Consider the following 25,691-nt stretch of genomic DNA (forward strand, 5'->3'; position numbering starts at 1 on the left):
GAGTGAGCAGGCTAACTCATGGCCGTACACCGGTCCTGTCGGTACTTGACGCACGAGCAGGCTCGGTCAGGCGAGTGGACTACTGGCGCCGATCGCCGAACGACGACACCCAAACGCTGGTCACGGCCCAGGCGTATGACGTCGCCGGGCGCCTTATCGCCCGATGGGACCCACGTTTCTACGGTACGGACACGGCCAACCTGCGCAACGACTACAACCTCACCGGTCAGCCGCTGCGTACCCGCAGCGTCGATGGCGGATGGCGCCTGGTATTACCGGGCCTGGCGGGTGAAACCTTGCAACGCTGGGATGAACGCGGCAGTCATTGGCGTATTGCCTACGACCCCCAACTGCGTCCGGTGGCCCTGGAGGAAAACAGTCAGGTCGCAGTCGATACCTTCATCTACGCCGATGCCACGGCCGATGCCGATCACAACCTTCGCGGTCGGTTGCTCGAGCAGGTCGACCCCTCGGGTACGTTGCTTCTGGACAGTTATAGCCTGGTCGGCCTGCCGCTCTGTGAGACGCGTATTTTTCACGACAGCAAGGCGTTTACCAGCCGTCGTCTCTTCGGGCCTTCGGGGGCTGTCCTTGAGCAGACCGATGCCGGTGAACACCAGCAACAGTCGCGCTACGATCTGGCCGGGCAGCTCAAGCAGGTGCAGTTGCGACTCAAGGGGCAAACCGACTGGCAGACGGTGTTGCACGATGCCCAATACAATGCCGCCGGGCAAATCATCGAACAGCACGCAGGCAACAGCGTCATCAGCCACTGGAGCTATGACCCGGCCAGCGCTCGCCTGCTCAGACAACGTTCACAAAAAAACCCGGCCACCGCACTGGTGGACTTCGAATATGTCCACGACCCGATGGGCAACATCACCCGCATTCTGGACCATACCTATACGCCTACCCATTTCGCCAACCAACGAGTCGACGGCCATCGTGCCTTCAGCTACGACTCGCTCTATCGGTTGACCAGTGCCAGCGGCTACGACGATGGCCCGCCCTCGGATATACCTGGCCTGCCCCAGCCAACCGACCCCAACAACCGGCTCAACTACCTGCAAACCTATGAGTACGATGAGGGCGGCAATCTGACCAAGCTCACCCATGTGCGTGAGGGTGCCGGCTACACCCGGCAGATGTTCATCGACCCGGGCAGCAATCGAGGGGTGCGATACCAGCCTGGAGATCCTGCCCCGTCATTCGACACACTGTTCGATCGCCATGGCAATCTCCTGGCATTGCAGCCAGGGCAGAACCTGCAATGGAACGCTCGGGACCAACTGGCAGCGGTCACCCTGATCGACCGCGAAAACGCCGCCAATGACCAAGAACATTACCGCTATAGCCAAGGGACCCGGGTCTACAAACGTCACGAAACCCATACCGCCAAGCGCGACCATTTTCAGGACGTGCGCTATCTCCCGGGCCTGGAGATCCGCACCCGGGACAATGGCGAAGAACTGCACATCATCATCCTCGACGCGGGCTTGATCAACGTCCGCTGTTTGCATTGGGTAACGGGCAAGCCGGCAGATATCGACACCGATCAGTTGCGCTACAGCCTGGAGGACCACTCAGGCTCAAACATGATGGAGCTCGATCAGCATGCGCAACTGATCAGTCACGAAGGCTATTACCCGTTCGGCGCCACGGCGTGGCTGATAGCCCGTCCCGGCGTAGAGGTCAGTTACAAGACCGTGCGCTATTCGGGCAAGGAAATGGACGTCAGCGGGCTGTATTACTACGGCGCACGTTACTACGCGCCGTGGCTGCAGCGTTGGGTCAGTGCCGACCCGGCAGGGGATGTGGACGGGCTGAACAGGTATGCGTTCGTGGGCAACAATCCGCTACGTTATGTGGATACCGACGGGCAGGCAAAAGCCGAGAGCGTGATCGTGCTTTATTCAGGCTTTCTCTCCGAACTCAGTGGAGAGTCCAGCCGACTGCTCGGGCAACTTCACAACATCATCCAGCAAAAAGGCGTGTTCAGAAGCCTGATGGGGAATCTGGGGGGAGAGCTGGTCAAAGGCGTCTTCGGCTATGAGACAGGCGTGCTGGGTGGCGAGGTGGTCGATCTGGTGCTGCCTGATGCCCCTTTCACAACGCCCTACACCACCACGGGAGGACTGATCGGTGGCAACGTCGGCGGCGATGTGGCCGGCGAGATCGCCGATCCGTTCGTGCATAGCGCAGGGTTGGTGGGCGCGCTCATACCGCAGACCTCAAAAATATCCGTTGAGGCGATCGATCGCAGACTCGGTATCGAGGGTGCGGTTAAAGACATCAAGAACTGGCGGCAGATGAAAGATGAGGTGATCCACCCGGCGCTCAACTCAGTCCTCAACCCCAGCTTCGTGATGAACCGGGTGATGGGGTCGTGGATCCCGATCATCGGCGGCACACTCAATATGTTCGCCCGGGCCATCGAGGGCGAAGACATCAAAAACCGCCTCGACCCCGTCAAGATCGGCAAAATCGAAACGCTGCTCTCCGACTGGAAAACGGCTGTGGAGCAACGCGCTGCCTGGGCCGAAAATGCTTTCGATGCGTTAGGCTCCGATGTCATCTCCCCCGCAGACCTGCTGCCCAACGTTAACTTCATGACGTCCAAGGAAGCCCTGGCACCGATCAGTCGCGCCGCCTTGCGCAAAAGAACCCAAGCCACCCTGGCCAACATCAAGGCCGCGCAGCAGGGAATCACCGCTTACAAGGAAATGGGCACGACGGACAATTTGTGGGCGAGTTGGCATGCGCATCCTGTCGGCCATGGCAAGGGCCGCCCGAAATGGATGACCACGTGATCCAGGCAGCGCGGCTCCTCGTGCATCAAGGTTCAGACTGACACCCCTCTGGAGGCCAGAGCCCCATGAGTACCGTGCATTTGCGCACTCCAGACGTCGTTGCCGTGGATGGCCGTGGCTTGCCTGTGCGGCAAACCACTTACTTGCGCAACCAGGCCTCGACCCCCGCCGTCGCGCTGATATCGCGCCAGCACCACAAGAGCATCGGCCATCTCGTCGAGCAGTGGGACCCTCGCCTCTTCGGTCACGCGCCCAAACCCAACCTGACAACGCTGCATAGCCTCACCGGTCAGCCGCTGCATACCGACAGCGTCGATGCCGGATGGCGCCTGACATTACCGGGACTGGCGGGTGAATCCCGCCAGCGCTGGGATCAACGCGCCCATCATTGGCGCGTGACTTATGACCATCAGTTGCGCCCGATAGCCCTGGAGGAAAACGGCCGGGCCGAGGTCGACGCCTTCACCTACGCCGATGCCACGGCCGATGCCGATTACAACCTGCGCGGGCAGTTGATTGAGCAGAGCGATCCCTCCGGCACCGTGCAGCTGGACAGTTACGGGTTGACGGGCGAACCGCTACGCCAGGTCCGCCGTTTTGCCGATGCCATCCCCCACATCTGCGAGCAGACCCTCGACGCCCTTGGCACGCCCGTGAGCCGGACCGACGCCGCTGGCCACCGACATTACTTGCGGCTGGATATCGGCGGGCAACTCAAACAGGTGGACCTGCAACTCAGGGACCAGGACACGCCACAACCCATTCTGCTGGACGCCCGCTACAACGCCGCGGGCCAGATCGAGCGCCAGGATACGGCCAACGGCGTGACCAGCCGCTGGACCTATGACCCGGCCAACGATCAACTGAGCAGCCTCAAGACCGGAAAATCCGGACAAGCCCTGCTCCAGAACCTGACGTACTTCCATGACCCCATGGGTAATGTGCTGCGTATCGAAGACCATACCGTCGCCCGCCTGTACTTTGCCAACCAGCGCGTAGACGGTCACCGGGACTTCACCTACGACTCGCTCTACCGTTTGATCAGCGCCAGCGGTTTCGAGGGCGAGGCACCTCATCTGCATCCCGGCTTGCCCGAGCCGATCGTCCCCATCGACCCCGGCCACCGTTTCAACTACACCCAGCTGTATGACTACGACACCAGCCAAAACCTGACCCGACTGCGCCATGTTCGCGACGGCAACAACCACACCCGGACACTGCGCATCGACCCTCACAGCAACCGAGGCGTGCAGTGGACCGAAGGCGATCCGGAGCCGGCTTTCGATGAGCTGTTCGATGCCCATGGCAACCAGCTGTACCTGCAACGCGGCGCGCAGTCGCTGGTGTGGGACGCCCGCGACCAGCTCAGTAAAGTCACGTTGCTCAAACGCGAAAACGGGTTGCTGGACGATGACGAAACCTGCCTCTACAGCCAGGGCGAACGGGTCAGCAAGATCCACACCACCGCCAGCACTCGCCACGAAACGCGCTACTTGCCCGGCCTCGAAATCCGCACCAGCAGCCACGGCGAACAACTGCACGTGGTCACCTGTGCATTGGCCCATGGCAGTGTTCGTTGCCTGCATTGGGAAGCCGGCCAGCCAAGCGACATCGAAGCCGACCAATTACGCTACACCCTCGACGATCATTTGGGTTCCAGCACCTTGGAGCTGGACCGTCACGGCGCCTTGATCAGCCTCGAGCACTACTACCCCTTTGGCGGCACCGCCTGGCACGCCGCTCGTTCCAGAATTGAAGTCGACTACAAGACCCTTCGTTATTCAGGCAAGGAAATGGACAGCAGCGGGCTGTATTACTACGGCGCGCGTTACTACGCTCCGTGGTTGCAGCGCTGGGTCAGCGCGGACCCGGCGGGGGATGTGGATGGGTTGAATCTGTATGGATTTGTCGGCAATAACCCGATGACGTTGACCGACTACCAAGGGCTGATACTAGAGACCCCGGCGCAGAGAGACGCTAGAAAAGCGCAGAGCGCAGCCTATTGGCAACGCTGGAAAAACTATAACCGGCTGGACAGGGAGATCAAAAAGTTCACGGACATCATGAAGCTGACTTCACGCAGAGCCAGCGAAGCGCAAACTCAACTGGCCAGCCATCGCTCGGCAACAGCGCACGCCCAGGCCTCTGCGGTACGTGTGGGTAGTCACGTCGGTGCACAGGTTGTCAGCTACGGAACGGGACTCGCGGTAGGCTTCGGCGCCGCGGCGCTGGGCAGCGTGGCGGGACCACCCGGCATCGTCATGGGCGCCGCGCTGGGGTTCGTCACCAGCAAAGCGGTAAGCGTTGGCCTGGATTATGCGCTGGAACGATTGAGCCTGAGCGCAGCGGTCAACTTCAAGAGCCGGAAACTGGACCCGGAAAAAATCGTCAAGAAAGGCGAATACAAGAATCTTGACCTCTTTCACTATGCCAAGGCAAAAGCCCGGGATCTGGCCCACGCCGTCAGCGCGCCCACCCAGAAAAACGTCCTGAAAGCGGGAAAGGAAGTGACCAGCACTGGCACCAAGATCGCGCTGAAAGCGACAGGAACCGTGGCCTCCAGCGAAATAGGAGCCGTGACCAGCATTGTTTTGGGAACCATTGAGATCATTCATGAAATTGGCGCCGCAAGCCATGAACTGACCGAGGAGAAAATCGCTCGGGCAGATGCGCACATCAACGGCATGGTGGAAATATTGAACGCACAAATGGCCCACATCGAGACGCTGTTTGCCGAGGCGGAACTTGACGCAGTCAATACCTACCGACCGCTCAGCAAAGTAATCGGCCAGTCCAGTGGCGACACGCCTCAAAGCCTGAGAAGGGAGATGGAAGCAACCATCGGCCGCTTGAGGAAGACACAAAGCATGCTCCGATAACGCCGGAGCGAGGCGCATCACCGCGGGCAGACGGCATGCTATCGTGCCTGTCCCTGCCCAGTCCTTGAAACAGTCACATGCCGGCAATGCCTCGTCCCTTGCGTCTGTCGTTGTACACCCTGCTGATCCTCAGCGGCGCCATCATTGCCGCCACCCTCGCCGTGCGGCACGCCGAACGCCAGGCACTGGAAGAGGATGCCAGCCGTGCGAACCAGCAACTGGCGTTGTACGCCAACTCCCTGCATACCCTGATCGAACGCTACCGCGCCCTGCCCGCCGTGCTGGCGCTGGACCCCGAGTTGCGCTCGGCCCTCAAGGGGCCGGTCAGCACCGCGCAACAGGACGCGCTGAATCGCAAACTGGAACAGATCAACGGTGCCGCAAAGTCTTCCACACTGGAATTGCTCGACCACACCGGCCTGGCCGTCGCGGCCAGCAACTGGCGTCTGCCCAGCAGTTATGTCGGACACAATTATGGCTTTCGGCCGTATTTCCTCCAGACCCGCACCCAGGGCACCGGACGGTTTTATGCGGTGGGTGTGACCAGTGGCATTCCGGGCTACTTCCTGTCCAGCGCAGTGACCGACGACAACGGTGAGTTCCTGGGGGCGATGGTCGTGAAGCTGGAGTTTCCCGAGCTGGAACGCGAATGGCGGCAGGGCAGCGACACCCTGCTGGTCAGCGATGCCCGGGGCATCATTTTCATCGCCAACCGAGAGGGCTGGCGTTATCGCCACTTGCAGCCGTTGACCGACAGCGACCACGCCGAGCTCAAGGCCACTCGCCAATACGACAAGCAACCGCTGCAACCCTTGGCCGTCAAGCCGCTGCGACGCTTTGACGACAACAGTCATCTGGCCCGGGTCGAGGCCCCCGACGGTGCCGTGGATTACCTGTGGGAGTCCCTGCCATTGACCACCGAAGGCTGGACGCTGCACTTGCTGCGCCGCCCGCAGATCGCCTTCGAAGACCGTCGCAACGCAGGGCTCGCCGCCGCCGGGTTATGGCTGGCCCTGGTGTTTCTGCTGCTGTTTCTCAACCAGCGCTGGCGCCTCGCAAAGCTGCGCCAGCGCAGTCGTGAAGAACTCGAACGGCTGGTGGAAGAACGTACCCGGGATTTGCGCACCGCCCAGGACGGCCTGGTGCAATCGGCCAAACTCGCGGCCCTGGGACAAATGTCGGCGGCCCTGGCCCATGAGATCAACCAACCGTTGACGGCCCAGCGCATGCAACTGGCAACCCTGCGCCTGTTGCTGGACCATGGCCGGGTCGATGATGCCTACAAAGCCATCAAACCCCTGGACGACATGCTGACCCGCATGGCTGCCCTCACCGGCCACCTGAAAACCTTCGCCCGCAAAAGCCCCAGCGGCCTGCGCGAACGCCTCGACCTGGCGGTGGTGGTGGACCAGGCACTGCAACTGCTGGACACACGCCTGCGGGACGAACAGGTCAGTACGGTGCTGCACCTGACCCGCCCGGCGTGGGTGCGTGGCGATGCAATCCGTCTGGAACAGGTGCTGATCAACCTGCTGCGCAACGCGCTCGATGCCATGGCCGGCCAGCCGCTCAAACGCCTGGAAGTGCGCCTGGAAGCCGATGAGCAATTGTGGCGCCTGACGGTCAGTGACAGCGGCACCGGGATCGCTGAGGAACACCTGAGCCAGGTGTTCGATCCGTTCTTCACCACCAAGGCGGTAGGCGATGGCCTGGGCTTGGGCCTGGCGGTTTCCTTTGCAATCATTCATGAATCGGGTGGCCGACTGACGGCGGACAACCATGAAAACGGCGCACAGTTCTGCGTGACCTTGCCGATCGATCAGGAGGCGCAGTTGCATGCTTAACCCTTGCACATTGAAAAAGGTCATCGTCGTCGACGACGAGGCCAGCATCCGCAGCGCCGTGGAGCAATGGTTGAGCCTGTCGGGTTTTGAAGTGCAGTTGTTCAGTCGCGCCGAAGAATGCCTGGCGCAACTGCCAGGACATTTCCCGGGGGTGATTGTCAGCGATGTGCGCATGCCCGGGCTCAGCGGCCTGGAGCTGCTGGCCGAAGTGCGCCGACGCGACCCGGACCTGCCGGTGATCCTGTTGACCGGCCACGGCGACGTGCCGATGGCCGTGGAAGCCATGCGCGACGGCGCCTACGATTTCCTGGAGAAACCCTTCACGCCCGAAACCCTGCTCGGCAGCCTGCGCCGGGCGTTGGACAAGCGCACGCTGGTATTGGAGAACCGTCGTCTGCACGAGCAGGCCGACGTCAAGGACAAGCTCGATGGGACACTGCTTGGGGTTTCACGGGCGCTGCAAAACCTGCGTCGCCAGGTGCTGGACCTGGCGACACTGCCGGTCAACGTGTTGATCCGCGGCGAAACCGGCAGCGGCAAGGAGCTGGTCGCCCGTTGCCTGCACGACTTCGGTCCCAGGGCAGACAAACCCTTCGTGGCATTGAACTGTGCGGCCATCCCCGAACCGCTGTTCGAGGCTGAACTGTTCGGCCATGAAAGCGGCGCCTTCACTGGCGCCCAGGGCAAGCGCATCGGCAAGCTCGAATACGCCGACGGCGGCACGCTGTTTCTCGATGAAATCGAGAGCATGCCCCTGGCTCAACAGGTCAAGTTGCTGCGGGTGCTACAGGAACAGAAGCTCGAACGCCTGGGCTCGAACCAGAGCATCCATGTGGACCTGCGCATCATCGCCGCCACCAAGCCCGACCTGCTCGACGAAGCCCGCGCCGGACGCTTTCGCGAAGACCTGGCCTATCGTCTGAACATCGCCGAGCTGCGCCTGCCGCCGTTGCGTGAACGGCGCGAGGACATTCCTTTGTTGTTCGATCATTTCACCCACAACGCCGCCGAACGCCTGGGTCGCCCCGCCGTGCCCTTGAGCGGTGCGCAGTTGAGCCATTTGCTCGGCCACGACTGGCCGGGCAATGTGCGTGAACTGGCCAACGTCGCCGAGCGTCACCTGCTGGGACTGGATCAACCCCGCGTCCTCGACACGGAGCCAGGCCAATCCCTCGCCGCCCAGCAGGAAGCCTTCGAAGCTCAATGCCTGCGCGCCGCCTTGACGCGGCACAAGGGCGATGTGAAAGCCGTGCTCGAGGAATTGCAGCTGCCGCGTCGCACCTTTAATGAAAAGATGCAGCGGCATGGGTTGAGTCGGGAGATGTTTTTGTAGGGTTGGCGTTTTTTGTGGCGGCTGTACTGGCCTCATCGCGAGCAGGCTCGCTCCCACAGAAGTGATGTGTACACAGGTCGAAATGTGGGAGCGAGCCTGCTCGCGATGAGGCTGCCCGCTAGCCCGAAATCAAGCCGGCGAGCATTCGTTTCCGGTCGCCCACGTCCAGTGCCCGGTAGGCCTCCAATAGCATTTCCTCATCAGGCGTCAATGGCGGTTTGGCGATTTGGGCGCGCTCACCGACCAGGACGTACTGAGCGTCCACGCCGATAACCACCAGTTTGGCCACCAGATCGGCCGGACATTTCTGCCGCCCCGATACCACTTCTTTCAAACGCTGCGGACTGGATTCACCAGCGGCACGGGATGCCGCGGCCAATGACAACCCACAACGGTCAATCTCCTCGCGCAGACGAACGTGGATATATCCCACCAAATCTATTGACATGGTGTAACTATCCCACCAAAATAATTCGGACAAACAGCAATCATCTTCGCCTCACAGGAGTCACCACCATGGCCCGTACCGACGCTGTACACCCGGGAAGTCACCTCAAATCACGGGAGCAAGCGTGTCGGAGCGTCAGGGCTGGAATCTACTCTGGAAATTTCCTACATGGAACAGAGAAGCATCTGTAGCACAAAAGGAAGTGTCGTAAATATAGCTCGCCTCTAGTCGTGAGACTCTTCCCTCTCGTCACCGACCTTCATCGAAGGCAAGAGCGCTTCAGCAGACGCATTGAATAACGTTGAGTTTTTAGCTTTTTTACTTGAGGTCTGACATGGATTTGAATCAAACGTTTACCCACCGTTGGGCTGCCTTGGGCAAGCTGGCGCTTTTGATGCTGGCGTTCGGCTTATCGTCGCCGGCGACCGCCAATCTGGTGGTTTATCCGATGACCAGCACGATCGGCGCCGAGCAGGATGGCATTGGACAGATCCAGCTGCATTCCAAGTCGGACAAGGTGCAGTACATCAAGGTCAGTGTGGTCCAGATCCAGCGCCCGGGCACGCCGGATGAACACGAAAGCCCAGTGTCTGCGGCCGATACGAAGGGTATCGTCGTGTCGCCACAACGCACGGTACTCGCTCCCGGCGCCAGCCGCACGGTACGGATTATCGCGCAGGCGATGCCCAGCGAGGAAACCGTCTACCGGGTTTATTTCGAGCCAGTGGCCGCTCCACAGGATCTGGCGGCAGAAGACGACGACCCGCAAGGCACGCAACCCAGAATCGGCGTAAACCTGATCTGGGGCGCGCTGGTGCGGCTGCTGCCCGATGACCGTCAAATGAGCGTCGGCTTGCAACAAAGCGGTGACGCGCTACGCAATGACGGCAACGTGCGCATCGGTGTATTGCAGGTCGGACGCTGCACCGACGTCAAGGGCGAAAAAGACTGCCTCTGGAACGATGTCAATCGCAGCTTGTATCCGGGCAGCACGCTCCCTGTCCAGGCATCCGGCACAAGCGGCAACCTGCTCATGCGCTTTGTGACCAGCGACGACAAACGGCCACGCACTTTGGCCGTGCTGCCGTAACCCACTCCCCCCTCACATTTTTCAATCTGAGCCATGTGCCTGCACATGGCTGGGCTCCTGTTCACCCATAGAAAAGAGGAAACACCCCATGAAACTGCTCAAATTCGCCCCGTTGGCACTGGCCGCACTGGTCTCGATGCCCGCCCTGGCGGTTGAGAAAAGCATCCTGGTCTATGCCGATGTCGATCCGACGCTGGAGTTGCTCCAATCCGATGGCAGTGCCCTGCCGCCCTCCATGGAGATGAGCTACCTGCCGGGTGCGGGTCTGCAACCCACCCGTCTGGGCACGCGGGTCTTCAGCAATGACACCGATAAGGACATGACCATCAGGCTGATCACCAGCCCCGTCCTGGCCAACATGACCAACCCGGCTTCCACCGCGGTTCCCCTGTCCGTCACCTTTGGTGGCAGAACGTTGAGCACCACCGGCGTCGCCTTGTCGGCGGCCGACCTGTTCCCCGGTGGCGACCCGACCAGCGGCTCGATCGAGCAGATGCTGGAGATCAAGCAAACCACCGTTGGCGCTATCGCAAACGCTGGCCGCTATGAAGGCATCGTCAGCCTGGTGCTGACTCAGCAACCGTAAACACAACCGTTCCTCCCAAGGGGGTACGGCGTCGTCGTACCCCCTTTCCTGCATCAAGGCCACGTATGAAACGCCACTTCACAGCTATCTCCATCTCCCTTTCATGGGCGCTGGCCGAAGGCGCCTGGGCCGCGACCGACGCCTTGACTCAGGTGCCGGCCGGCTTCGAAGCCTTGGTCGAAGGGCAGGTGGAACAGCTCGAACTACAACTGTTCAACCGCAATCTCGGCGTGCACCCGGTGCTGGTCCAGCCCGGCCGGATCGAATTCAAGCAGCCTGAGCGCATCGCGGCCCTGCTGGTGGAAGCCGGCGTACTGGCCTCGCCTCAGGAACTGCTGCCATTACTGTCACAGCCCTTGCCCAGCAATAGCCAGCTGGCCTGCTCCTACGGCCTGGCCAGCGAGGCAAGTTGCGGCTATCTCGAAACCGAGGCAGTGGCCGTGATTCTCGACGAGGCCGGCGCCCGTCTCCAGGTCCTGCTGCGCAAGGACTGGCTGCCGACCAACGAGGCCTCGGCCCTGCGGCTGCATACACCGAGCGAGGCAGAGAATGCCCTCGTCCACCGGCAAAACATCAATATCGCCCAGTCCGACAGTTACCGCGCCCTGGGTGCCAGCGGCCTCGGCGCACTCGGCCTGGGAGAAAACAGTCATCTGGGGTTCACCTGGACCTATCAGGCCAACCAGAACAAGCGCGGCAGTGACAGCAACCTGGAATTCAACAACGCCTACTACCGGCGAGACTTCGACCGTGAACACTACGCACAGGCGGGACGCATGGACATGAGCAACCTGTCCAGCGCCGAAGGCGGCAACTTCAACTTCAGCCTGCTGCCCCTGGGCCGGATCGACGGTGCCCGTGTCGGCACCACCCTGGCCTACCTCAATCGCGACGTCGTCGGACAGGGCACGCCCATCTCCCTGATCCTGACCCAACGCGCCCGCGTCGATGCCTTTCGCGGCGAAGAATTGCTCTCCACTTCTTATCTGGATGCCGGTGTGCAGAACGTCGACACCCGGACCTTCCCCAACGGCAGTTATCCGGTGACCCTGCGGGTGATCGAAAACGGCCAGGTAACCCGTACCGAAACCGTGCCCTTCAGCCGCACCGACGGCAACGGCCTGGGGGATGACACCGTGCAATGGTTTTTACAGGGTGGGCGCACGGCCGAGCATTCCCTGTACGAACAAGATCCCGCCGCCGTGGCCCAGACCGGCCTGCGGGTACCGCTGCTCGATAACCTGGCGCTCACCAGCGCGATCACCTGGCTGGACACCGCGTTCTACAACGAAAGCCGCCTGGACTGGGCCGGCACGCTGGGCGCCAGCAGTTGGTCGCTGTCGGCCGCCCTCCTGGAGGGCAACGACGGGGCGAGCGGCAACAGCCAGCAGTTCACGTTCAACCATGGCCTGTCCTGGAACCTCTATCGCTACTCGCTGCGCAGCCCGTCCTGCGAGCACAACCGCCGCACCTACCAGCAGAGTGGCTGCAACGAATCGCTGACGGCCAGCGCATCGCTGCCGTTGGCCGGCGGCGCCCTCACCGCCGGCTATAGCTACAACCGTTATGCCCAGGTGAATCCGTCCTACTACTGGAACACGTTGCCCGGCGAGCCGGACCTGACCGACGAACTGACCACCGCCACCTGGGCCCGCACCCTGCAGGTGGGGTTCTCCCGCGGGCATCGCCTGGGCCAGTTCCACCTCACCCACCGCGTGGGCGCGTTTCGCAATCAGAGCGGCAATCGGCCGACCGACCACGGCCTGTACCTGAGCCTCAGTCTGTCCCATAACGAGCGCTCGACATCCGGTGGCTTCCGGCAAACCAGTGTCGGCCTGGACGCGCGCCGCGAGCAGGCCGCCAGCGACAGCGTCCGGACCAGCCTGGCCCATACCCGTGTCTGGGACAGCGAGCAAGGTCGCAACGAGATGAATACCGGGCTGGGTTACGACGACCTGGGACGCTGGGACGCCGAACTGGCCGGGCGACTCGAACGTAGCTGGGGCGAAACGAGCCTGGCGATGTCACAGCGCGGCGGTGACCGGCATGATTCACGCCCCGGGCTCAGCGGCAACCACTCTTCCTCCCTGGCACTGGGGCGCGAAGGTTTCTTCTGGGGCCCCGGCCAGGGCGGCACAGGCCCTGGTGCCGCCGTCGGCATCGTCGCTGCGCCAATGGAAAACGCCACCGGCGCCGCGGCCAAGGTCAGTGGCGGCTACGGCGCCCAGACCAGCATCGGCTTCGGCGAGAAACGGCTGATTCCGATCAATGGCTTCGAGGTCTCCCAGACTCGCATCAGCGATGCCGATGCCTCGCGCCAGAACCTGAGCTCGGTGAATGTCGGCAACGGCAGCCGCGACTGGTTCCTGCCACCCGGCAAGCTGGCGGTACAGCGCATCGAGTCCAGCCTCAGCTACACCTACATCGGACGCCTGGTGGACGCCCGGGGACAACCGCTGGCACAGGCGGCCATCCTCAACGCAGCGATGATGGAAACCGCCGAGGACGGCAGCTTCGTCGTCGATCTCAACAAACCCCCGCAACCGTTGTTCGCCCTGGACCTGAACGGTGTGCATGCCTGCGCCGTGCAGTCGGCCACCGCTCGCAGCAGCTTGCGCCAGGTCGGCACGCTGACCTGCCAGAGCACCACCCTGGACGCTCTGCCCAGAGACCTGCGCGACCCCGACCGACTGGAACGCTGGACCGCGCGCCGCAGCGCCGCGTTATCGTCAGACAAGAGAAACCAGCCATGAATCTGATCTTTCACCGTTGGGCCCGTCGCCTTGGCGCATTGATTGGCGCGTTCGCTGCGCTACCGGCGCTCGGGGACATCCATCCCGGCAACCACTATCAATCCGAGATGCTGCAATTCGACCGCTCGACTCCGCCCGCCGATCATTACATCTGGACGCGGATGACCCATGGCTGGCACGAACAGCCCGTGGCAGGCGCAGGCTATAAGACAATGCATTTTGTCTGTCTGTCCAACACCGATCCAGCAACAGGCCAGTGCCTGACCACCACCGGAGGCAGATATGGCACCACCGAGATAAAGCTGCGTTTCACGGAGAAACGCAGCCGACTGTCCGTGGTTCTGACCGTCAAAGGCAACATTACACGCAGACTCCCGATCCACAGCCCCTGCGGGGTGTGGGGTTCCAGCACCTGGATGCTGACCTCGACATCACATGGCAATTGCGAGGGAGTGGATGCGACGGGCACGGCCTCCACCCTCTGGATTCCTCGGTCAGAACTCGCCAAATTGCCTGCCGGTGGCATCTGGACGGCGCAATTGGTCATGAAGCTCAGGAGGTTCTACTCGCAGCCAATCGGAGACGCCCATATCTACACCGTCGATTTCAAGCTGGACGTGACCGATCACAATAACGTGCAGATCTACCTGCCCGCCCACGGCATCAGCACCCCGCAGGTGGACCTGAACCTGCGCACCCGCCCGTTGATCAATGGCCCCGGCGGTATCGTCTCCGGCCAGGCTGTCGTCGATGCCTGCCTCTACGACGGCTACAACTCCAACAGCCAGCGTTTCGAAATGCGCGTCACCGACAAAAACCCCGTACCCGGCATGGCCGGGCGCTTCTTCGTGAAGCACACCTCTGGGGAGACGGACGAACGCAACCGTATCGAATACCGGGTTCGCACCCGCACCGCCAACCTGGGCGAGACGCAGCATGTCTCAGGTCAACCGGTGACCTTTACCGGTATCAACAATGCCGATATCCGCGCCGTGCGCTTGCCCAACGTCCCCTTCCCGGTCGTGTGCACACCCTGGCCGATCACCCTGGAGACACCGCAGTTCCGGCAGATCGACAAGAATACCGGGCAATATCGGGGAGAGTTGAACCTGGAGTTCACGCCTTCAACGTCGTCGCCCTGAGCCTTTGGGTGTCGGTACTGGCGCCATCGCGAGCAGGCTCGCTCCCACATTGGACCTGCATACACAGAGCCCTGTGGGAACGAGCCTGCTCGCGATGAGGCCAGCAGCCAAGCATGATGACCTTCAGAATGAGCGGATTCCCGCTCATTCCACCGCCAAAATGAGCGCCTATCCGCTCACCCAGCATTCAAAACCCCTCTAGACCGGCCTTCTCCCACCTGGCACAGCTCCTGCTATAGCCCTGGCAGGCTGCGTTCCCACGCGCTCCACAAAAACAATTAAACGAAGGATCCTTCAATGGATAACTCCAACGCCCTTCCCCTCGGGTCGGCCGCCGCGCCCGCCCGTGAAAGAACCACTGCCAGCCGGATCAAATCGATTTTCAGCGGTTCGGTCGGCAACATGGTCGAGTGGTATGACTGGTACGTCTACGCCGCTTTCTCGCTGTACTTCGCCAAAGTATTCTTCCCGGCCGGGTCCTCCACCGCGCAACTGATGAAAACCGCCGCGATCTTCGCCGTGGGCTTCCTGATGCGCCCGATCGGTGGCTGGCTGATGGGCCTGTACGCAGATCGCGCCGGGCGCAAGGCGGCGCTGATGGCCTCGGTATACCTGATGTGCTTCGGCTCGCTGATCATCGCCCTGAGCCCCGGCTATGAAACCATCGGCGTCGGTGCCCCCATCCTGCTGGTAGTGGCCCGCTTGCTTCAGGGCCTGTCGGTGGGCGGTGAATACGGCACCTCGGCAACCTATCTGAGCGAGATGGCCACCAAGGAACGTCGCGGCTTCTTCTCCAGCTTCCAGTACGTGACCCTGATCTCCGGCCAACTCATCGCCCTCGGCGTGCTGATCGTGTTGCAGCGGTTCCTCACCACCGAAGAGCTGTATGCCTGGGGCTGGCGCATTCCATTCGCCATCGGCGCGTTGTGCGCGATAGTGGCGTTGTACCTGCGTCGCGGCATGGAAGAAACCGAGTCGTTCACCAAAAAGGAAAAAGCCAAGGAAAGCGCCATGCGCACCTTGATGCGCCATCCAAAAGAGTTGATGACTGTGGTCGGCCTGACCATGGGCGGCACCCTGGCGTTCTACACCTACACCACCTACATGCAGAAATACCTGGTGAACACGGTCGGCATGAGCATTTCCGACTCCACCACCATTTCCGCCGCCACCCTGTTCCTGTTCATGTGCCTGCAACCTTTGATCGGCGGTTTGTCGGACAAGGTCGGTCGGCGGCCGATCCTGATCGCCTTCGGCATCCTGGGGACGCTGTTCACCGTACCGATCCTGACCACCCTGCACACCATCCAGACCTGGTGGGGCGCGTTCTTCCTGATCATGGCGGCGCTGATCATCGTCAGCGGCTACACCTCGATCAACGCCGTGGTCAAAGCCGAGCTGTTCCCCACAGAGATCCGCGCCCTGGGCGTCGGTTTGCCGTACGCCTTGACCGTATCGATCTTCGGCGGCACCGCTGAATACATCGCCCTGTGGTTCAAGAGCATCGGCATGGAAACCGGCTACTACTGGTACGTGACGGCGTGCATCGCCGTGTCGCTGTTGGTCTACATCACCATGAAAGACACCCGCAAGCATTCGCGGATCTTGACCGACTGACCTGCGCACACACAAAAACGAAAGGGGCGAACCTGAATGGGTTCGCCCCTTTTTTTGTGCCTCGTGTCCGAAGATTTATCCGACATTAATCTCTGGTTAATGCCCGCCCTACATCCTCATCCTCACCAAAACGCTGTTCGGGTACGCCGGTGATGACATTTATCGCCGATCAGTAACAACGAGCAACCAATCGATAAATACGATTTGTTTGAGCGTTTTTTTGCGCTTTTTAATCGATTTAACAAGCGTAATATGAATTCCACACCCAAGGCGATCAACGCCAACCACTTCGGAGAACGACCATGAAAACCAAACTGATCCTCGCCCTGACCCTGTCCGTACTGGCCGCCAACACCTTCGCCGCCGATGGCTTCGACCGCACTCAGTCGGCCATTGCCGCTGACGGTTACGACCGCACCGGCGCTGCCACCGTTGCCGCCGACGGCTTCGACCGCACCGGCTCCAACGCTATCGCCGAAGACGGCTTTGACCGCACCGGCTCCAACGCTATCGCTGAAGACGGCTTTGACCGCACCGGCTCGAACGCTATCGCCGAAGACGGCTTCGACCGCACTGGCTCGAACGCTATCGCTGAAGACGGCTTTGACCGCACTGGCTCGAACGCTATCGCTGAAGACGGCTTTGACCGCACTGGCTCGAACGCTATCGCTGAAGACGGCTTTGACCGCACCAACACCGCCTCTCTCAGCTAATCCCAACGAGGCTCTCTCACAGCCCGGCTTCGGCCGGGCTTAGTTGTTTTTGGGGTACAGGAAAACGGTCAGCCTCAAGCCCAACACAAAAGTGGTCTCACTGAAGAACAAATTGTGGGAGCGAGCCTGCTCGCGAAGAGGTCAGCACATTCAACCCCTACGTCCCCTGCTACACCGTCATCGCGAGCAGGCTCGCTCCCACAGGATTGTGTGGCAGACGAAAGTTCCGTGAACCCTGAAGAGCAAATGAGTGAGCAGGCTTGCCAGGTGCTGACAAAAACAGTCGCCCCCTGCACTATCCACAACATACTCAAAATCCATCCCCAGGACCCTCGCCTCATGCCCGACGACATCCACTACTACGAACCCGCCCAGGGTCACGGCCTGCCCCACGACCCGTTCAATGCCATCGTCGGCCCACGCCCCATCGGCTGGATTTCCTCCCAGGACGCCGAAGGGCACCTGAACCTGGCGCCCTACAGTTTTTTCAACGCCTTCAACTACATTCCGCCGATCATCGGCTTCTGCAGCGTCGGGCGCAAAGACAGCCTGAACAACATCGAACAGACCGGCGAATTCGCCTGGAACCTGGCGACACGCCCGTTGGCCGAGCAGATGAACCAGAGCTGCGCCATGGTCGCGCCAAAGGTCAATGAATTCGAACTGGCCGGTTTGACGCCAGCGCCATCACGGGTGATCCAGGTGCCACGCGTGGCGCAAAGCCCGGTGTCCTTCGAATGCAAGGTCACCCAGATCATCCAGTTGCAGCGCGCGGACAAGGCATTGGTGCCCAGTTGGCTGATTCTCGGCGAGGTGGTCGCCGTGCATATCGCCAAATGGTTGTTGAAGGATGGGGTATACGACACCGCCGCCGCCGAGCCGATTTTGCGCGGCGGCGGGCCGGCGGATTATTTCCAGCTGGGTCCCGAGGCGCTGTTCAAGATGCACCGTCCTCAATAGCAGTGCACGACACAGCGTTTATCTGTGGGAGCAAGGCTTGCCCGCGATGAAGACAACGCGGCCTGTCTTTTGAACCGAGGTGACTGCATCGCGGGTAAGCCTTGCTCCCATAACGTTAATCTCGCGGGTTCCAGATCAGCTCGCCCTCATCGCCCACACCCTTGAGATGGGTCAACTCAATGGCCGCCGCCGAGTCGGCATCAGTGGCCGTCTTGAACGTCTGATCTTCAAGCACCTTGTTAAAACGCGGTGCACCGGAACCACCAATGGCTTTGGTGGCAATCGCCGCGTAGTAGCCGCCGCCCTCTTTGGAAACGACCGCGGAAACAGCTTCGAAGGTTTCAAAGGCTTTACGTGCCATATTGCGCATCCTGGCGATGGAAAATGACGCTCATTAAACCTTCAACCCGCCAGTTTGTGTACCTTCGCCAGGCACCCTTCGGTCGCCTGGGCGGCGGACACTTCCCGGAAGGTGTGGAAATCCAGGCTGCTCACCACCAGGTCCTGTACCAGCTCGGCGAAGATCGCCATGGCCGGTGAGTTGAAATAAGCATCCATCGCCTGTTGATTGACCCAGAGCCCGGACACCAGCCACAGATCGGCGTCGCATTGCGATTGCTGTAAGGCAAAATGCAGGCATCCGGGAGCCTGGCGCGAAGGCGCGATCAGCGTACTCAGGCGTGCACCCAATGGCTTGGAGCAACCGGAACGGGCCCGCACAAAGGCCATATGACTGACGGGGATCTGTGTAGACATGTTCAACCCTCCCAGGTAATCCGTTGTGCAGCCCGGGACAGGCTGCGACAGGATCAAAGGTTAAGCGTCACGACACCAGGCTCGTTAGTCGATTCCTGCCGACCCATTGCACGATCCTGCGCGAAAGCGGGACCCAATCGGTCCTCCATTCGCGAGGATCCAGGAAAGTTGAAACAAAAGGTTTCAAGCAAGTTTTTGTCACATTAAGCCTTGGTGAATCGATGCACCGTGCAGGATCAGGCAAGCTTTCGACAGGATGTGGCTACCACTGCAACTTGCACAAACATAAGCTCTGCTCATCGCTCCCCCTTTCCCGAGGATTCCGGCATGTCGCCGCTTGACCACGCCCACGTCCCGCTGGACACGTATCTGGAACAACAGCGCGCCGAACTGGCGTCGATCATCGCCCGCAATACCAGTGAAGACGGCAACTACGCCACGGCCATCGACTCGCTGAATCTGTCGCGCCACAGTCAAGCCCATCAATTCGCACCGGTGCTGGCGCGACCGGCGCTGTGCATCATGGCCCAGGGCAGCAAGCAGGTGCGCCTGGCGGATGAGTTGTTCAACTACGATCCGCTCCATTACCTGGTGGTCTCGGTCTCGATGCCCCTGAGTGGTTGCATCGCCAGCGTCTCGCCCGATCAGCCGATCCTGGCCCTGCGCCTGGACATCGATCCGGCGGAAATCACCGCGCTGATTGCCGACGCAGGCCCCCTCGGCGTACCGACGCGCCCCACCGGTCGCGGCCTGTATGTAGAACGCTTGGACACGCCGATGCTCGACGCCGTGTTGCGCCTGACGCGCTTGCTGGACAGCCCGAAAGACATCGCCATGCTTGCGCCCCTGGTGCGCCGGGAGATTCTGTACCGCCTGCTGCGCAGCCCTCAGGGCTATCGGCTGTACGAAATCGCCATTACCAACAGTCAGAGCCATCGCATCAGCCAGGCGATCAAATGGCTCAATGGCCATTTCGAGCAACCGTTGCGCATCGATGACCTGGCCCGGGAAGTGAACCTCAGCGTCTCGACCCTGCATCACCGCTTCAAGGCCATGACGGCCATGAGCCCGCTGCAATACCAGAAACAACTGCGCCTTCAGGAAGCCCGGCGACTGATGCTGGCCGAAGGGCTGGAAGCTTCGGCGGCGGGGTATCGGGTGGGGTATGAAAGCCCTTCGCAGTTCAGCCGCGAGTACAGCCGCCTGTTCGGCGCGCCGCCGCTGCGGGATCTGGCGCGGTTGCGGATGACTGTCTGAGCTGATTTTTGGGTTGGCTGTGCCGGCCTCATCGCGAGCAAGCTCGCTCCCACATTTTGACCTGTGTATGCAGGACCCTGTGGGAGCGAGCTTGCTCGCGAAAGGGCCAGAGCAGACAACGAACATCTAGCATTCAAACCGCCCGCACCACATGTTTGATCTCCTGAAACGCCGCCAGCCCCCAAGGCCCCAACTCGCGGCCCATGCTGCTCTGCTTGTAACCGCCCCACGCCGCCTGGGGAAAGATCACTTGGGGGGCGTTGATCCACACCAGTCCCGCCTGCAGTGCATTGGCCACCTGTTCGGCAACTTCGGTATCGCGACTGACGACACTGGCCACCAGGCCGAAACGGCTGTCATTGGCCAGGGCAATCGCTTGCTCCAGGGAGGTGAAACGGCGCACACACAGCACCGGCCCGAAGATTTCTTCGCACCACAGCTCGCTGTCCACCGGCACGTCGGTGAAGACTGTCGGCTGTAGAAAATAGCCGCGCGGCAAATGCGCGGGGCGTTGTCCGCCGCACACCAGCGTCGCCCCGGCGCTCAAGCCCCGGTCGATATGCCCAAGCACGCGTTGGTATTGCGCCTGGTTGACCAGCGCGCCCATCTCCACGTCAGGGTCAAACGGGTCAGCCACGCGAATCGCTTCGGCGCGAGTCTTGAGCCGTTGCAGGAACTCGTCGGCCAGCTCATCGGCGACCAGCACGCGACTGGTGGCCGAGCACATTTGTCCGGCGTTGAAGAAACCGCCACCACAGGCCAGCTCCACCGCCAGCTCCAGATCAGCGTCGGCCAGCACCAGCAGCGACGACTTGCCACCCAGCTCCAGGCTGACGCCCTTCACCGTTTCCGCCGCCCGTTGCATCACCTGCACCCCCACCGCATTGCTGCCGGTAAAGGAAATCTTCGCCACGCGCGGATCTGTCGCCAGCGGCGCGCCCACGGCCAGCCCCGTGCCGCAGATCAGGTTGAACACGCCGTGGGGTAAGCCGCACTCGGCGATGATCGACGCCAGCTCCAACTCCGGCAGCGGTGTCACCTCCGAAGGTTTGAGCACCACACAACAGCCGGCAGCCAAGGCCGGGGCGAGCTTCCAGGCGGTGGTGACCATCGGGAAATTCCACGGCACGATCAAGCCCACCACACCGCAGGGTTCGCGGCGCAGGCGTGCCCTGAAGTCATCGCTGGGCAATGCCAGTGGGCTGTCCTGCCGGGCGTCCAGCCCTTCGGCCAGTTCGGCGTAATACTCGAAGGTGGCGACCACGTCGTCGACATCGATGGCCGCTTCGAACAGGGGTTTGCCGTTATTGCTCGATTGCAGATGCATCAAGCGCTCACGAGCAGCCCGCACGCCGGCGGCGATACGGCGCAGAAGCGCCCCGCGCTCGGCGCCGGTGGTGTTCGACCATTGCGCCAAAGCCTGGGTCGCCGCGTTCAAGGCCTGATCGACGGCGCGCTCATCGCCGCCATTGACCGTGGTCAGCAGCGCCTCGGTGACCGGGTTGATCACCCGCAAATGCTGATCGCCCGATGACCATTGGCCGTTGATGTACAGGCCGTCCTGGGTGGTGGGGAAATTCATTGGGCCACCCCCACCATCCAGCGCGCCTGATCGATTTCGATCAGGGTCGGACCCTGGCGGTCGTGGGCCTCCAGCAATGCGGCGCGCAATGGCGCCACGCCGTCGACCGCCTGTGCAAAGCAGCCCAGGGCCTTGGCCACGCCAATGAAATCCGGGGTGTAGATGTCCACGCCCACCGGTTCAATGGCGCGGTTGACCATGTATTTCTTGATCTCTTCGTAACCCTGGTTATTCCACAGCAGCACGATCACTGGCACGCCTGCTTCCACGGCGCTGGCCAGCTCCGGCAGGGTGAACTGCAAGCCGCCATCACCGATCAGGCACACCACGGGCGGGCGCCCCTTACCCGAATCGATGCCGCCGAGCCAGGCGCCGATGGCCGCCGGCAAGGCATAGCCGAGGGTGCCGTAGCCGGTGGAAGCATTGAACCAGCGACGTGGATGTTCCGGGTTGAAGGTCAGGTTGCCGGTGTACACCGGTTGTGTGGAGTCACCGACGAATACCGCGTCGGGCAAGGCCTGCAAAACCGTGTCGATGAACAAGGTCTGCGCGCGGGTCGCGACGTCCCAGTCCCGGTCCAGATCCGCCCGTAACCGCGCGGCACGCACCTGGCCCCAATCGCTGTTGCGCTGGGTCAGGGATTGTTGCTTCAACCCATCGAGCAAGGCCTGGCTAGCGCTGCGGGCATCGGCCACCAGCGCCAGGTGCGGCGGGTAGTTGCGCACGGTCTGGTCCGGGTCGATGTCGATGCGCAGCAATGCACCGGGGATTTCGAAGCCGCCGGCGAAGGTGATGTCGTAGTCGGTCTCGGCCAACTCCGTGCCGATGGCCAGCACCACGTCGGCCTCGGCCACCAGTGCGCGGGTGGCCACCAGGCTTTGCGTGGAACCGATCAGCAGAGGATGACGCGACGGCAACAAGCCTTTGGCGTTGATGGTCAATGCCACGGGGGCGCCGAGGCATTCAGCCAGTTCGGTCAGTTCGCGGGCGGCATCAATGGCGCCGCCACCGGCCAGGATCAGCGGCCGGCGGGCCTTCGCCAGCATCGCCGACATCTGCGCCACGGCACTCGGCGCGGCCCCGGCACGGCTGATGTTCACTGGCCTTGTGGCGAGCAAGGCATCGGCGTCTTCGACCAGAACGTCCAACGGAATTTCAATGTGCACCGGCCGCGGGCGACCGGCCTGGAACAAGGCGAAAGCCCGGGCCAGCACTCCCGGCAACTCGGCGGCGGACATCAGCGTGCGGGAAAACGCCGCCACGCCACTCACCAACGCGCTCTGGTTCGGCAGTTCATGGAGTTTGCCGCGCCCGCCGCCCAACTGGCTGCGGGACTGCACGCTGGAGATCACCAGCATCGGGATCGAATCGGCGTAGGCCTGGCCCATGGCGGTGGTGATGTTGGTCATGCCGGGGCCGGTGATGATGAAGCACACACCGGGCTTGCCGCTGACGCGGGCGTAGCCATCGGCCATGAAGCCGGCGCCCTGTTCGTGACGCGGCGTCACATGGCGGATGCTGGAACGGGCCAGCCCACGATACAACTCGACGGTGTGCACGCCGGGAATCCCGAACACCTGCTCCACGCCATAACCTTCGAGTAACTTGACCAATACTTCGCCGCACGTCGCCATTGCCACTGACCTTCTTGTTTTCGGGGAATGGCGTTATTGGAACGGCCTGGCCATAGCCGCAACAATGGATAAAAAGTCATACTAGCCATGTCCCTACATCATGGCTCGATTCCAAATGAAACGACTTCCTCCGCTCCCGGCGCTGCACACGTTTCTGATCACCGCCCAGTGCTGCAACTTCACCCGGGCGGCGGAACAGTTGCACATCACCCAGGGCGCGGTGAGCCGGCAGATCGCCGGGCTGGAGGAGCATTTGGGTTACGCGCTGTTCCTGCGTCAGGCACGGGGCCTGAGCCTGACGCCGCAGGGACAGGCGTGGTTGCCACGGGTGCAACAGGTGTTCGGCCTGATCGCGGAAGCGGTGGAGCAGATCGGCGAGAAACGCCAGAGCGTGCGACTCAAGGCGCCGACCTGCGTGCTGCGCTGGCTGATGCCGCGTTTGCTGCAATGGCAAAAGGTACGACCGGACATACCGGTGGAGTTGACCACCACCGTCCGCCACGGCGTGGATTTCCAGCGCGAAACCTTCGACGCCGCGGTGGTCTATGGGCCGCCGCCCGCGCCTTCATTGACGAGCCTGCACTTGTTCGACGAACAACTGACACCGGTGTGTTCGCGTCCACTGCTTGAAGGTCCGGTGCCGCTGCGCTCACCCGCCGACCTGCAACACCATCTGCTGCTTCATCCCACCAGTGACGAGCGCGACTGGAACGCTTGGCTGGAGGCTGCGCAGGTGCAACTGAGCAACGTCAGCAAAGGCCAGCATTTCGAAACCCTGGACCTGGCGATGTCCATGGCCTCCCAAAGCACGGGCGTGGCGATTGGCGACTGGTCGCTGATCGGCGACGACCTGAACGCCGGGCGACTGGTGATGCCCTTCGAACTGAAGGTCAGGACCGGGTTGGCCTATCACCTGGTGTATCCGCGCAAGCCCGGAGCGTCGGAGCAGTTGCAGGCGCTGATGGAGTGGTTGGTGGAGCAGGCGCAGACACGGTAGGAGCCTTGTGCCAACCCCTGTGGCGAGGGAGCTTGCTCCCGCTGGATTGCGAAGCAATCCCATAATCTATCCAACCACCTGGGTCTCTCAGGCTGAACCCTAGGGGGCTGCTTCGCAGCCCAGCGGGAGCAAGCTCCCTCGCCACAAAAAACTAGGAAGACCGTTTATCAGAGCACGTTAGGCACCTGCACCGGCTCGATCTGCGCCCAATGCGAGGTGTCTTCGCGATGCTGCTGCAAGTAGGGCAACACCGCCCCCAGCAACGGTTCCTTGAACGCTTCTTGAAACCGGTGGGCCAGGCCCGGTATCAGCTTCAGACGGCTGCCGCGGATGTGCGCCGCCAGGTGCACGCCGTGCATCACCGGCAACAACGGGTCGGCGGTGCCGTGAACCACCAGGGTCGGCACGCGCAGTTGATTGAGCAGCGCCACCCGGCTCGGCTCGGCCATGATCGCCATGATCTGGCGTTGCACGCCTTCGGGGTTGAAGGCCCGGTCATAGGCCTGGGCGGCCTGATGCAACAGTGCTTGACGATCATCCACCACCATCGGACTGCCCAGGGCGGCCAGCAGATCGGCCTGTTGTTCCAGGGCCACTTCACGATTCGGCGCACTGCGCCGGGACAACAGCTGCACCAGGGTTTCGCTGGGTGCCGGCAGGCCTTCGGCACCCGAGCTGGTCATGATCAGGGTCAGGCTCTCCACCCGCTGCGGCGCCATGGCCGCCATGTGCTGGGCGATCATCCCGCCCATGCTCACCCCCAGTACGTGAAAGCTTTGCACCTGCAACGCGTCCATCAACCCCAAGCCGTCGTCGGCCATGTCGGTCAAGGTGTAGGGAGCGGCCACGGGCAGGCCCAGCTTGTAGCGCAAGGCTTCAAAGGCCAGGTTGGCGCTGCCGGGCGCCTGACGCCAGGCGGACAAGCCCACGTCGCGGTTGTCGTAGCGAATCACCCGAAAGCCCTGCTCGCACAGGGCCGCCACCACCTCGTCCGGCCAATGTATCAACTGCCCGCCCAAGCCCATCACCAGCAACAACGCCGGGTCGGAGGCACGGCCGATGCTCTGGTACGCCAGACTGACCTGATCCAGATCGACCCGTTGGGTCGCAACGTTGACATCACATCGAGAAGCCGCAATCGACGGCAGGCCGAACAACAACGCGGCCAGAAAGATAAATACACGCATGAAGAAACACCAAAACGCAGAACCCCAGTAGAGCGCGAGTCTGATGAAGTTTGTTCAAGCGCGCTGCCACAGTTGCGTGACAGTTTGATGAAGATTGCCAAAT

Annotated in this window: 19 protein-coding genes; 13 read left to right on the forward strand and 6 right to left on the reverse strand. The window is 61.9% G+C overall.

Features of this window, described 5'->3' with window-relative positions; translation table 11 throughout:
- The first annotated feature begins 2 nt into the window (after positions 1–2).
- The 4 genes from GKKCFE_RS20260 (at position 3) to GKKCFE_RS20275 (ending at position 8,866) form a co-directional block, all read left to right on the forward strand.
- Positions 3–2,810: an RHS repeat domain-containing protein gene (locus GKKCFE_RS20260; RefSeq protein ID WP_445577028.1), complete on the forward strand. Its 2,808-nt coding sequence runs from the start codon at positions 3–5 to the stop codon at positions 2,808–2,810.
- Positions 2,811–2,875: 65 nt separating this feature from the next.
- The gene (locus GKKCFE_RS20265) at positions 2,876–5,689 is read left to right on the forward strand and encodes an RHS repeat-associated core domain-containing protein (RefSeq protein WP_445577029.1); all 2,814 of its coding nucleotides are present in this window, start codon (positions 2,876–2,878) and stop codon (positions 5,687–5,689) included.
- A 77-nt stretch (positions 5,690–5,766) separates the two neighbouring features.
- Positions 5,767–7,533: a sensor histidine kinase gene (locus GKKCFE_RS20270; protein ID WP_188250904.1), complete on the forward strand. Its 1,767-nt coding sequence runs from the start codon at positions 5,767–5,769 to the stop codon at positions 7,531–7,533.
- Positions 7,526–8,866, forward strand: a complete 1,341-nt coding sequence (locus tag GKKCFE_RS20275; RefSeq protein ID WP_316912158.1) for a sigma-54-dependent transcriptional regulator — start codon at positions 7,526–7,528, stop codon at positions 8,864–8,866. Before GKKCFE_RS20270 ends, GKKCFE_RS20275 begins: the two co-directional genes overlap by 8 nt.
- 118 nt (positions 8,867–8,984) lie before the next feature.
- On the opposite strand, the gene GKKCFE_RS20280 is transcribed toward GKKCFE_RS20275, so the two are convergent.
- Positions 8,985–9,314 carry a hypothetical protein gene (locus tag GKKCFE_RS20280; RefSeq protein WP_139049252.1) on the reverse strand — a complete coding sequence of 110 codons (330 nt, stop codon included), beginning with the start codon at positions 9,312–9,314 and terminating at the stop codon, positions 8,985–8,987.
- A gap of 334 nt (positions 9,315–9,648) precedes the next feature.
- Between GKKCFE_RS20280 and GKKCFE_RS20285 the strand changes: the two genes are divergently transcribed.
- The 7 genes from GKKCFE_RS20285 (at position 9,649) to GKKCFE_RS20315 (ending at position 18,175) form a co-directional block, all read left to right on the forward strand.
- Positions 9,649–10,404, forward strand: a complete 756-nt coding sequence (locus GKKCFE_RS20285; protein ID WP_076383662.1) for a fimbrial protein TcfA — start codon at positions 9,649–9,651, stop codon at positions 10,402–10,404.
- Positions 10,405–10,492: 88 nt separating this feature from the next.
- Entirely contained in the window at positions 10,493–10,990 is a 498-nt protein-coding gene (locus tag GKKCFE_RS20290; RefSeq protein ID WP_047227118.1) for a CS1 type fimbrial major subunit, read from the forward strand.
- Positions 10,991–11,055: 65 nt separating this feature from the next.
- Positions 11,056–13,743, forward strand: coding sequence for a TcfC E-set like domain-containing protein (locus GKKCFE_RS20295; protein WP_047227119.1), 2,688 nt, complete (start codon positions 11,056–11,058; stop codon positions 13,741–13,743).
- On the forward strand, positions 13,740–14,885 hold the full coding sequence (locus GKKCFE_RS20300; RefSeq protein WP_445577030.1) for a CfaE/CblD family pilus tip adhesin: 1,146 nt from the start codon (positions 13,740–13,742) through the stop codon (positions 14,883–14,885). Before GKKCFE_RS20295 ends, GKKCFE_RS20300 begins: the two co-directional genes overlap by 4 nt.
- Positions 14,886–15,182: 297 nt before the next feature.
- Positions 15,183–16,502 (forward strand): MFS transporter, encoded by a 1,320-nt coding sequence (locus tag GKKCFE_RS20305; protein ID WP_047227120.1) that lies wholly within the window; start codon positions 15,183–15,185, stop codon positions 16,500–16,502.
- A 302-nt stretch (positions 16,503–16,804) separates the two neighbouring features.
- Entirely contained in the window at positions 16,805–17,215 is a 411-nt protein-coding gene (locus GKKCFE_RS20310; protein WP_274089958.1) for a heme utilization protein, read from the forward strand.
- Between the two features lie 339 nt (positions 17,216–17,554).
- Positions 17,555–18,175 (forward strand): flavin reductase family protein, encoded by a 621-nt coding sequence (locus GKKCFE_RS20315; protein ID WP_107321946.1) that lies wholly within the window; start codon positions 17,555–17,557, stop codon positions 18,173–18,175.
- Positions 18,176–18,290: 115 nt separating this feature from the next.
- Here the strand turns inward: GKKCFE_RS20315 and GKKCFE_RS20320 are convergent, their stop codons facing one another.
- Both GKKCFE_RS20320 and GKKCFE_RS20325 read right to left on the reverse strand, forming a co-directional pair.
- On the reverse strand, positions 18,291–18,536 hold the full coding sequence (locus GKKCFE_RS20320) for a hypothetical protein (RefSeq protein ID WP_322834198.1): 246 nt from the start codon (positions 18,534–18,536) through the stop codon (positions 18,291–18,293).
- A gap of 41 nt (positions 18,537–18,577) precedes the next feature.
- A complete protein-coding gene (locus GKKCFE_RS20325) occupies positions 18,578–18,931 on the reverse strand; it encodes a putative quinol monooxygenase (RefSeq protein ID WP_107321945.1) in 354 nt (117 codons plus the stop codon).
- A 327-nt stretch (positions 18,932–19,258) separates the two neighbouring features.
- On the opposite strand from GKKCFE_RS20325, the gene GKKCFE_RS20330 reads away from it, so the two are divergent.
- Positions 19,259–20,188, forward strand: coding sequence for an AraC family transcriptional regulator (locus GKKCFE_RS20330; RefSeq protein WP_047230390.1), 930 nt, complete (start codon positions 19,259–19,261; stop codon positions 20,186–20,188).
- Positions 20,189–20,321: 133 nt separating this feature from the next.
- Here the strand turns inward: GKKCFE_RS20330 and GKKCFE_RS20335 are convergent, their stop codons facing one another.
- Entirely contained in the window at positions 20,322–21,770 is a 1,449-nt protein-coding gene (locus GKKCFE_RS20335; protein WP_076383657.1) for an aldehyde dehydrogenase family protein, read from the reverse strand.
- A complete protein-coding gene (locus tag GKKCFE_RS20340) occupies positions 21,767–23,404 on the reverse strand; it encodes a 5-guanidino-2-oxopentanoate decarboxylase (protein WP_139049247.1) in 1,638 nt (545 codons plus the stop codon). The genes GKKCFE_RS20335 and GKKCFE_RS20340 overlap by 4 nt, the downstream gene beginning before the upstream one ends.
- Before the next feature lie 115 nt (positions 23,405–23,519).
- On the opposite strand from GKKCFE_RS20340, the gene GKKCFE_RS20345 reads away from it, so the two are divergent.
- Positions 23,520–24,401 (forward strand): LysR substrate-binding domain-containing protein, encoded by an 882-nt coding sequence (locus GKKCFE_RS20345; RefSeq protein WP_139049246.1) that lies wholly within the window; start codon positions 23,520–23,522, stop codon positions 24,399–24,401.
- A gap of 167 nt (positions 24,402–24,568) precedes the next feature.
- Here the strand turns inward: GKKCFE_RS20345 and GKKCFE_RS20350 are convergent, their stop codons facing one another.
- Positions 24,569–25,588 (reverse strand): alpha/beta fold hydrolase, encoded by a 1,020-nt coding sequence (locus tag GKKCFE_RS20350; RefSeq protein ID WP_139049245.1) that lies wholly within the window; start codon positions 25,586–25,588, stop codon positions 24,569–24,571.
- Positions 25,589–25,691: the final 103 nt, after the last annotated feature.

The sequence above is a fragment of the Pseudomonas sp. E141 genome, assembly GCF_052659885.1.

Bases quoted from the DNA above. Each gene is read 5' to 3' on its own strand.
- GKKCFE_RS20310 (WP_274089958.1), top strand. From the start codon at position 16,805: ATGAAAACCAAACTGATCCTCGCCCTGACCCTGTCCGTACTGGCCGCC.
- GKKCFE_RS20295 (WP_047227119.1), top strand. From the start codon at position 11,056: ATGAAACGCCACTTCACAGCTATCTCCATCTCCCTTTCATGGGCGCTG.
- GKKCFE_RS20270 (WP_188250904.1), top strand. From the start codon at position 5,767: ATGCCGGCAATGCCTCGTCCCTTGCGTCTGTCGTTGTACACCCTGCTG.
- GKKCFE_RS20305 (WP_047227120.1), top strand. From the start codon at position 15,183: ATGGATAACTCCAACGCCCTTCCCCTCGGGTCGGCCGCCGCGCCCGCC.
- GKKCFE_RS20275 (WP_316912158.1), top strand. From the start codon at position 7,526: ATGCTTAACCCTTGCACATTGAAAAAGGTCATCGTCGTCGACGACGAG.
- GKKCFE_RS20290 (WP_047227118.1), top strand. From the start codon at position 10,493: ATGAAACTGCTCAAATTCGCCCCGTTGGCACTGGCCGCACTGGTCTCG.
- GKKCFE_RS20300 (WP_445577030.1), top strand. From the start codon at position 13,740: ATGAATCTGATCTTTCACCGTTGGGCCCGTCGCCTTGGCGCATTGATT.
- GKKCFE_RS20325 (WP_107321945.1), bottom strand. From the start codon at position 18,931: ATGTCTACACAGATCCCCGTCAGTCATATGGCCTTTGTGCGGGCCCGT.
- GKKCFE_RS20285 (WP_076383662.1), top strand. From the start codon at position 9,649: ATGGATTTGAATCAAACGTTTACCCACCGTTGGGCTGCCTTGGGCAAG.
- GKKCFE_RS20280 (WP_139049252.1), bottom strand. From the start codon at position 9,314: ATGTCAATAGATTTGGTGGGATATATCCACGTTCGTCTGCGCGAGGAG.
- GKKCFE_RS20315 (WP_107321946.1), top strand. From the start codon at position 17,555: ATGCCCGACGACATCCACTACTACGAACCCGCCCAGGGTCACGGCCTG.
- GKKCFE_RS20320 (WP_322834198.1), bottom strand. From the start codon at position 18,536: ATGGCACGTAAAGCCTTTGAAACCTTCGAAGCTGTTTCCGCGGTCGTT.
- GKKCFE_RS20330 (WP_047230390.1), top strand. From the start codon at position 19,259: ATGTCGCCGCTTGACCACGCCCACGTCCCGCTGGACACGTATCTGGAA.
- GKKCFE_RS20345 (WP_139049246.1), top strand. From the start codon at position 23,520: ATGAAACGACTTCCTCCGCTCCCGGCGCTGCACACGTTTCTGATCACC.
- GKKCFE_RS20340 (WP_139049247.1), bottom strand. From the start codon at position 23,404: ATGGCGACGTGCGGCGAAGTATTGGTCAAGTTACTCGAAGGTTATGGC.
- GKKCFE_RS20350 (WP_139049245.1), bottom strand. From the start codon at position 25,588: ATGCGTGTATTTATCTTTCTGGCCGCGTTGTTGTTCGGCCTGCCGTCG.
- GKKCFE_RS20265 (WP_445577029.1), top strand. From the start codon at position 2,876: ATGAGTACCGTGCATTTGCGCACTCCAGACGTCGTTGCCGTGGATGGC.
- GKKCFE_RS20335 (WP_076383657.1), bottom strand. From the start codon at position 21,770: ATGAATTTCCCCACCACCCAGGACGGCCTGTACATCAACGGCCAATGG.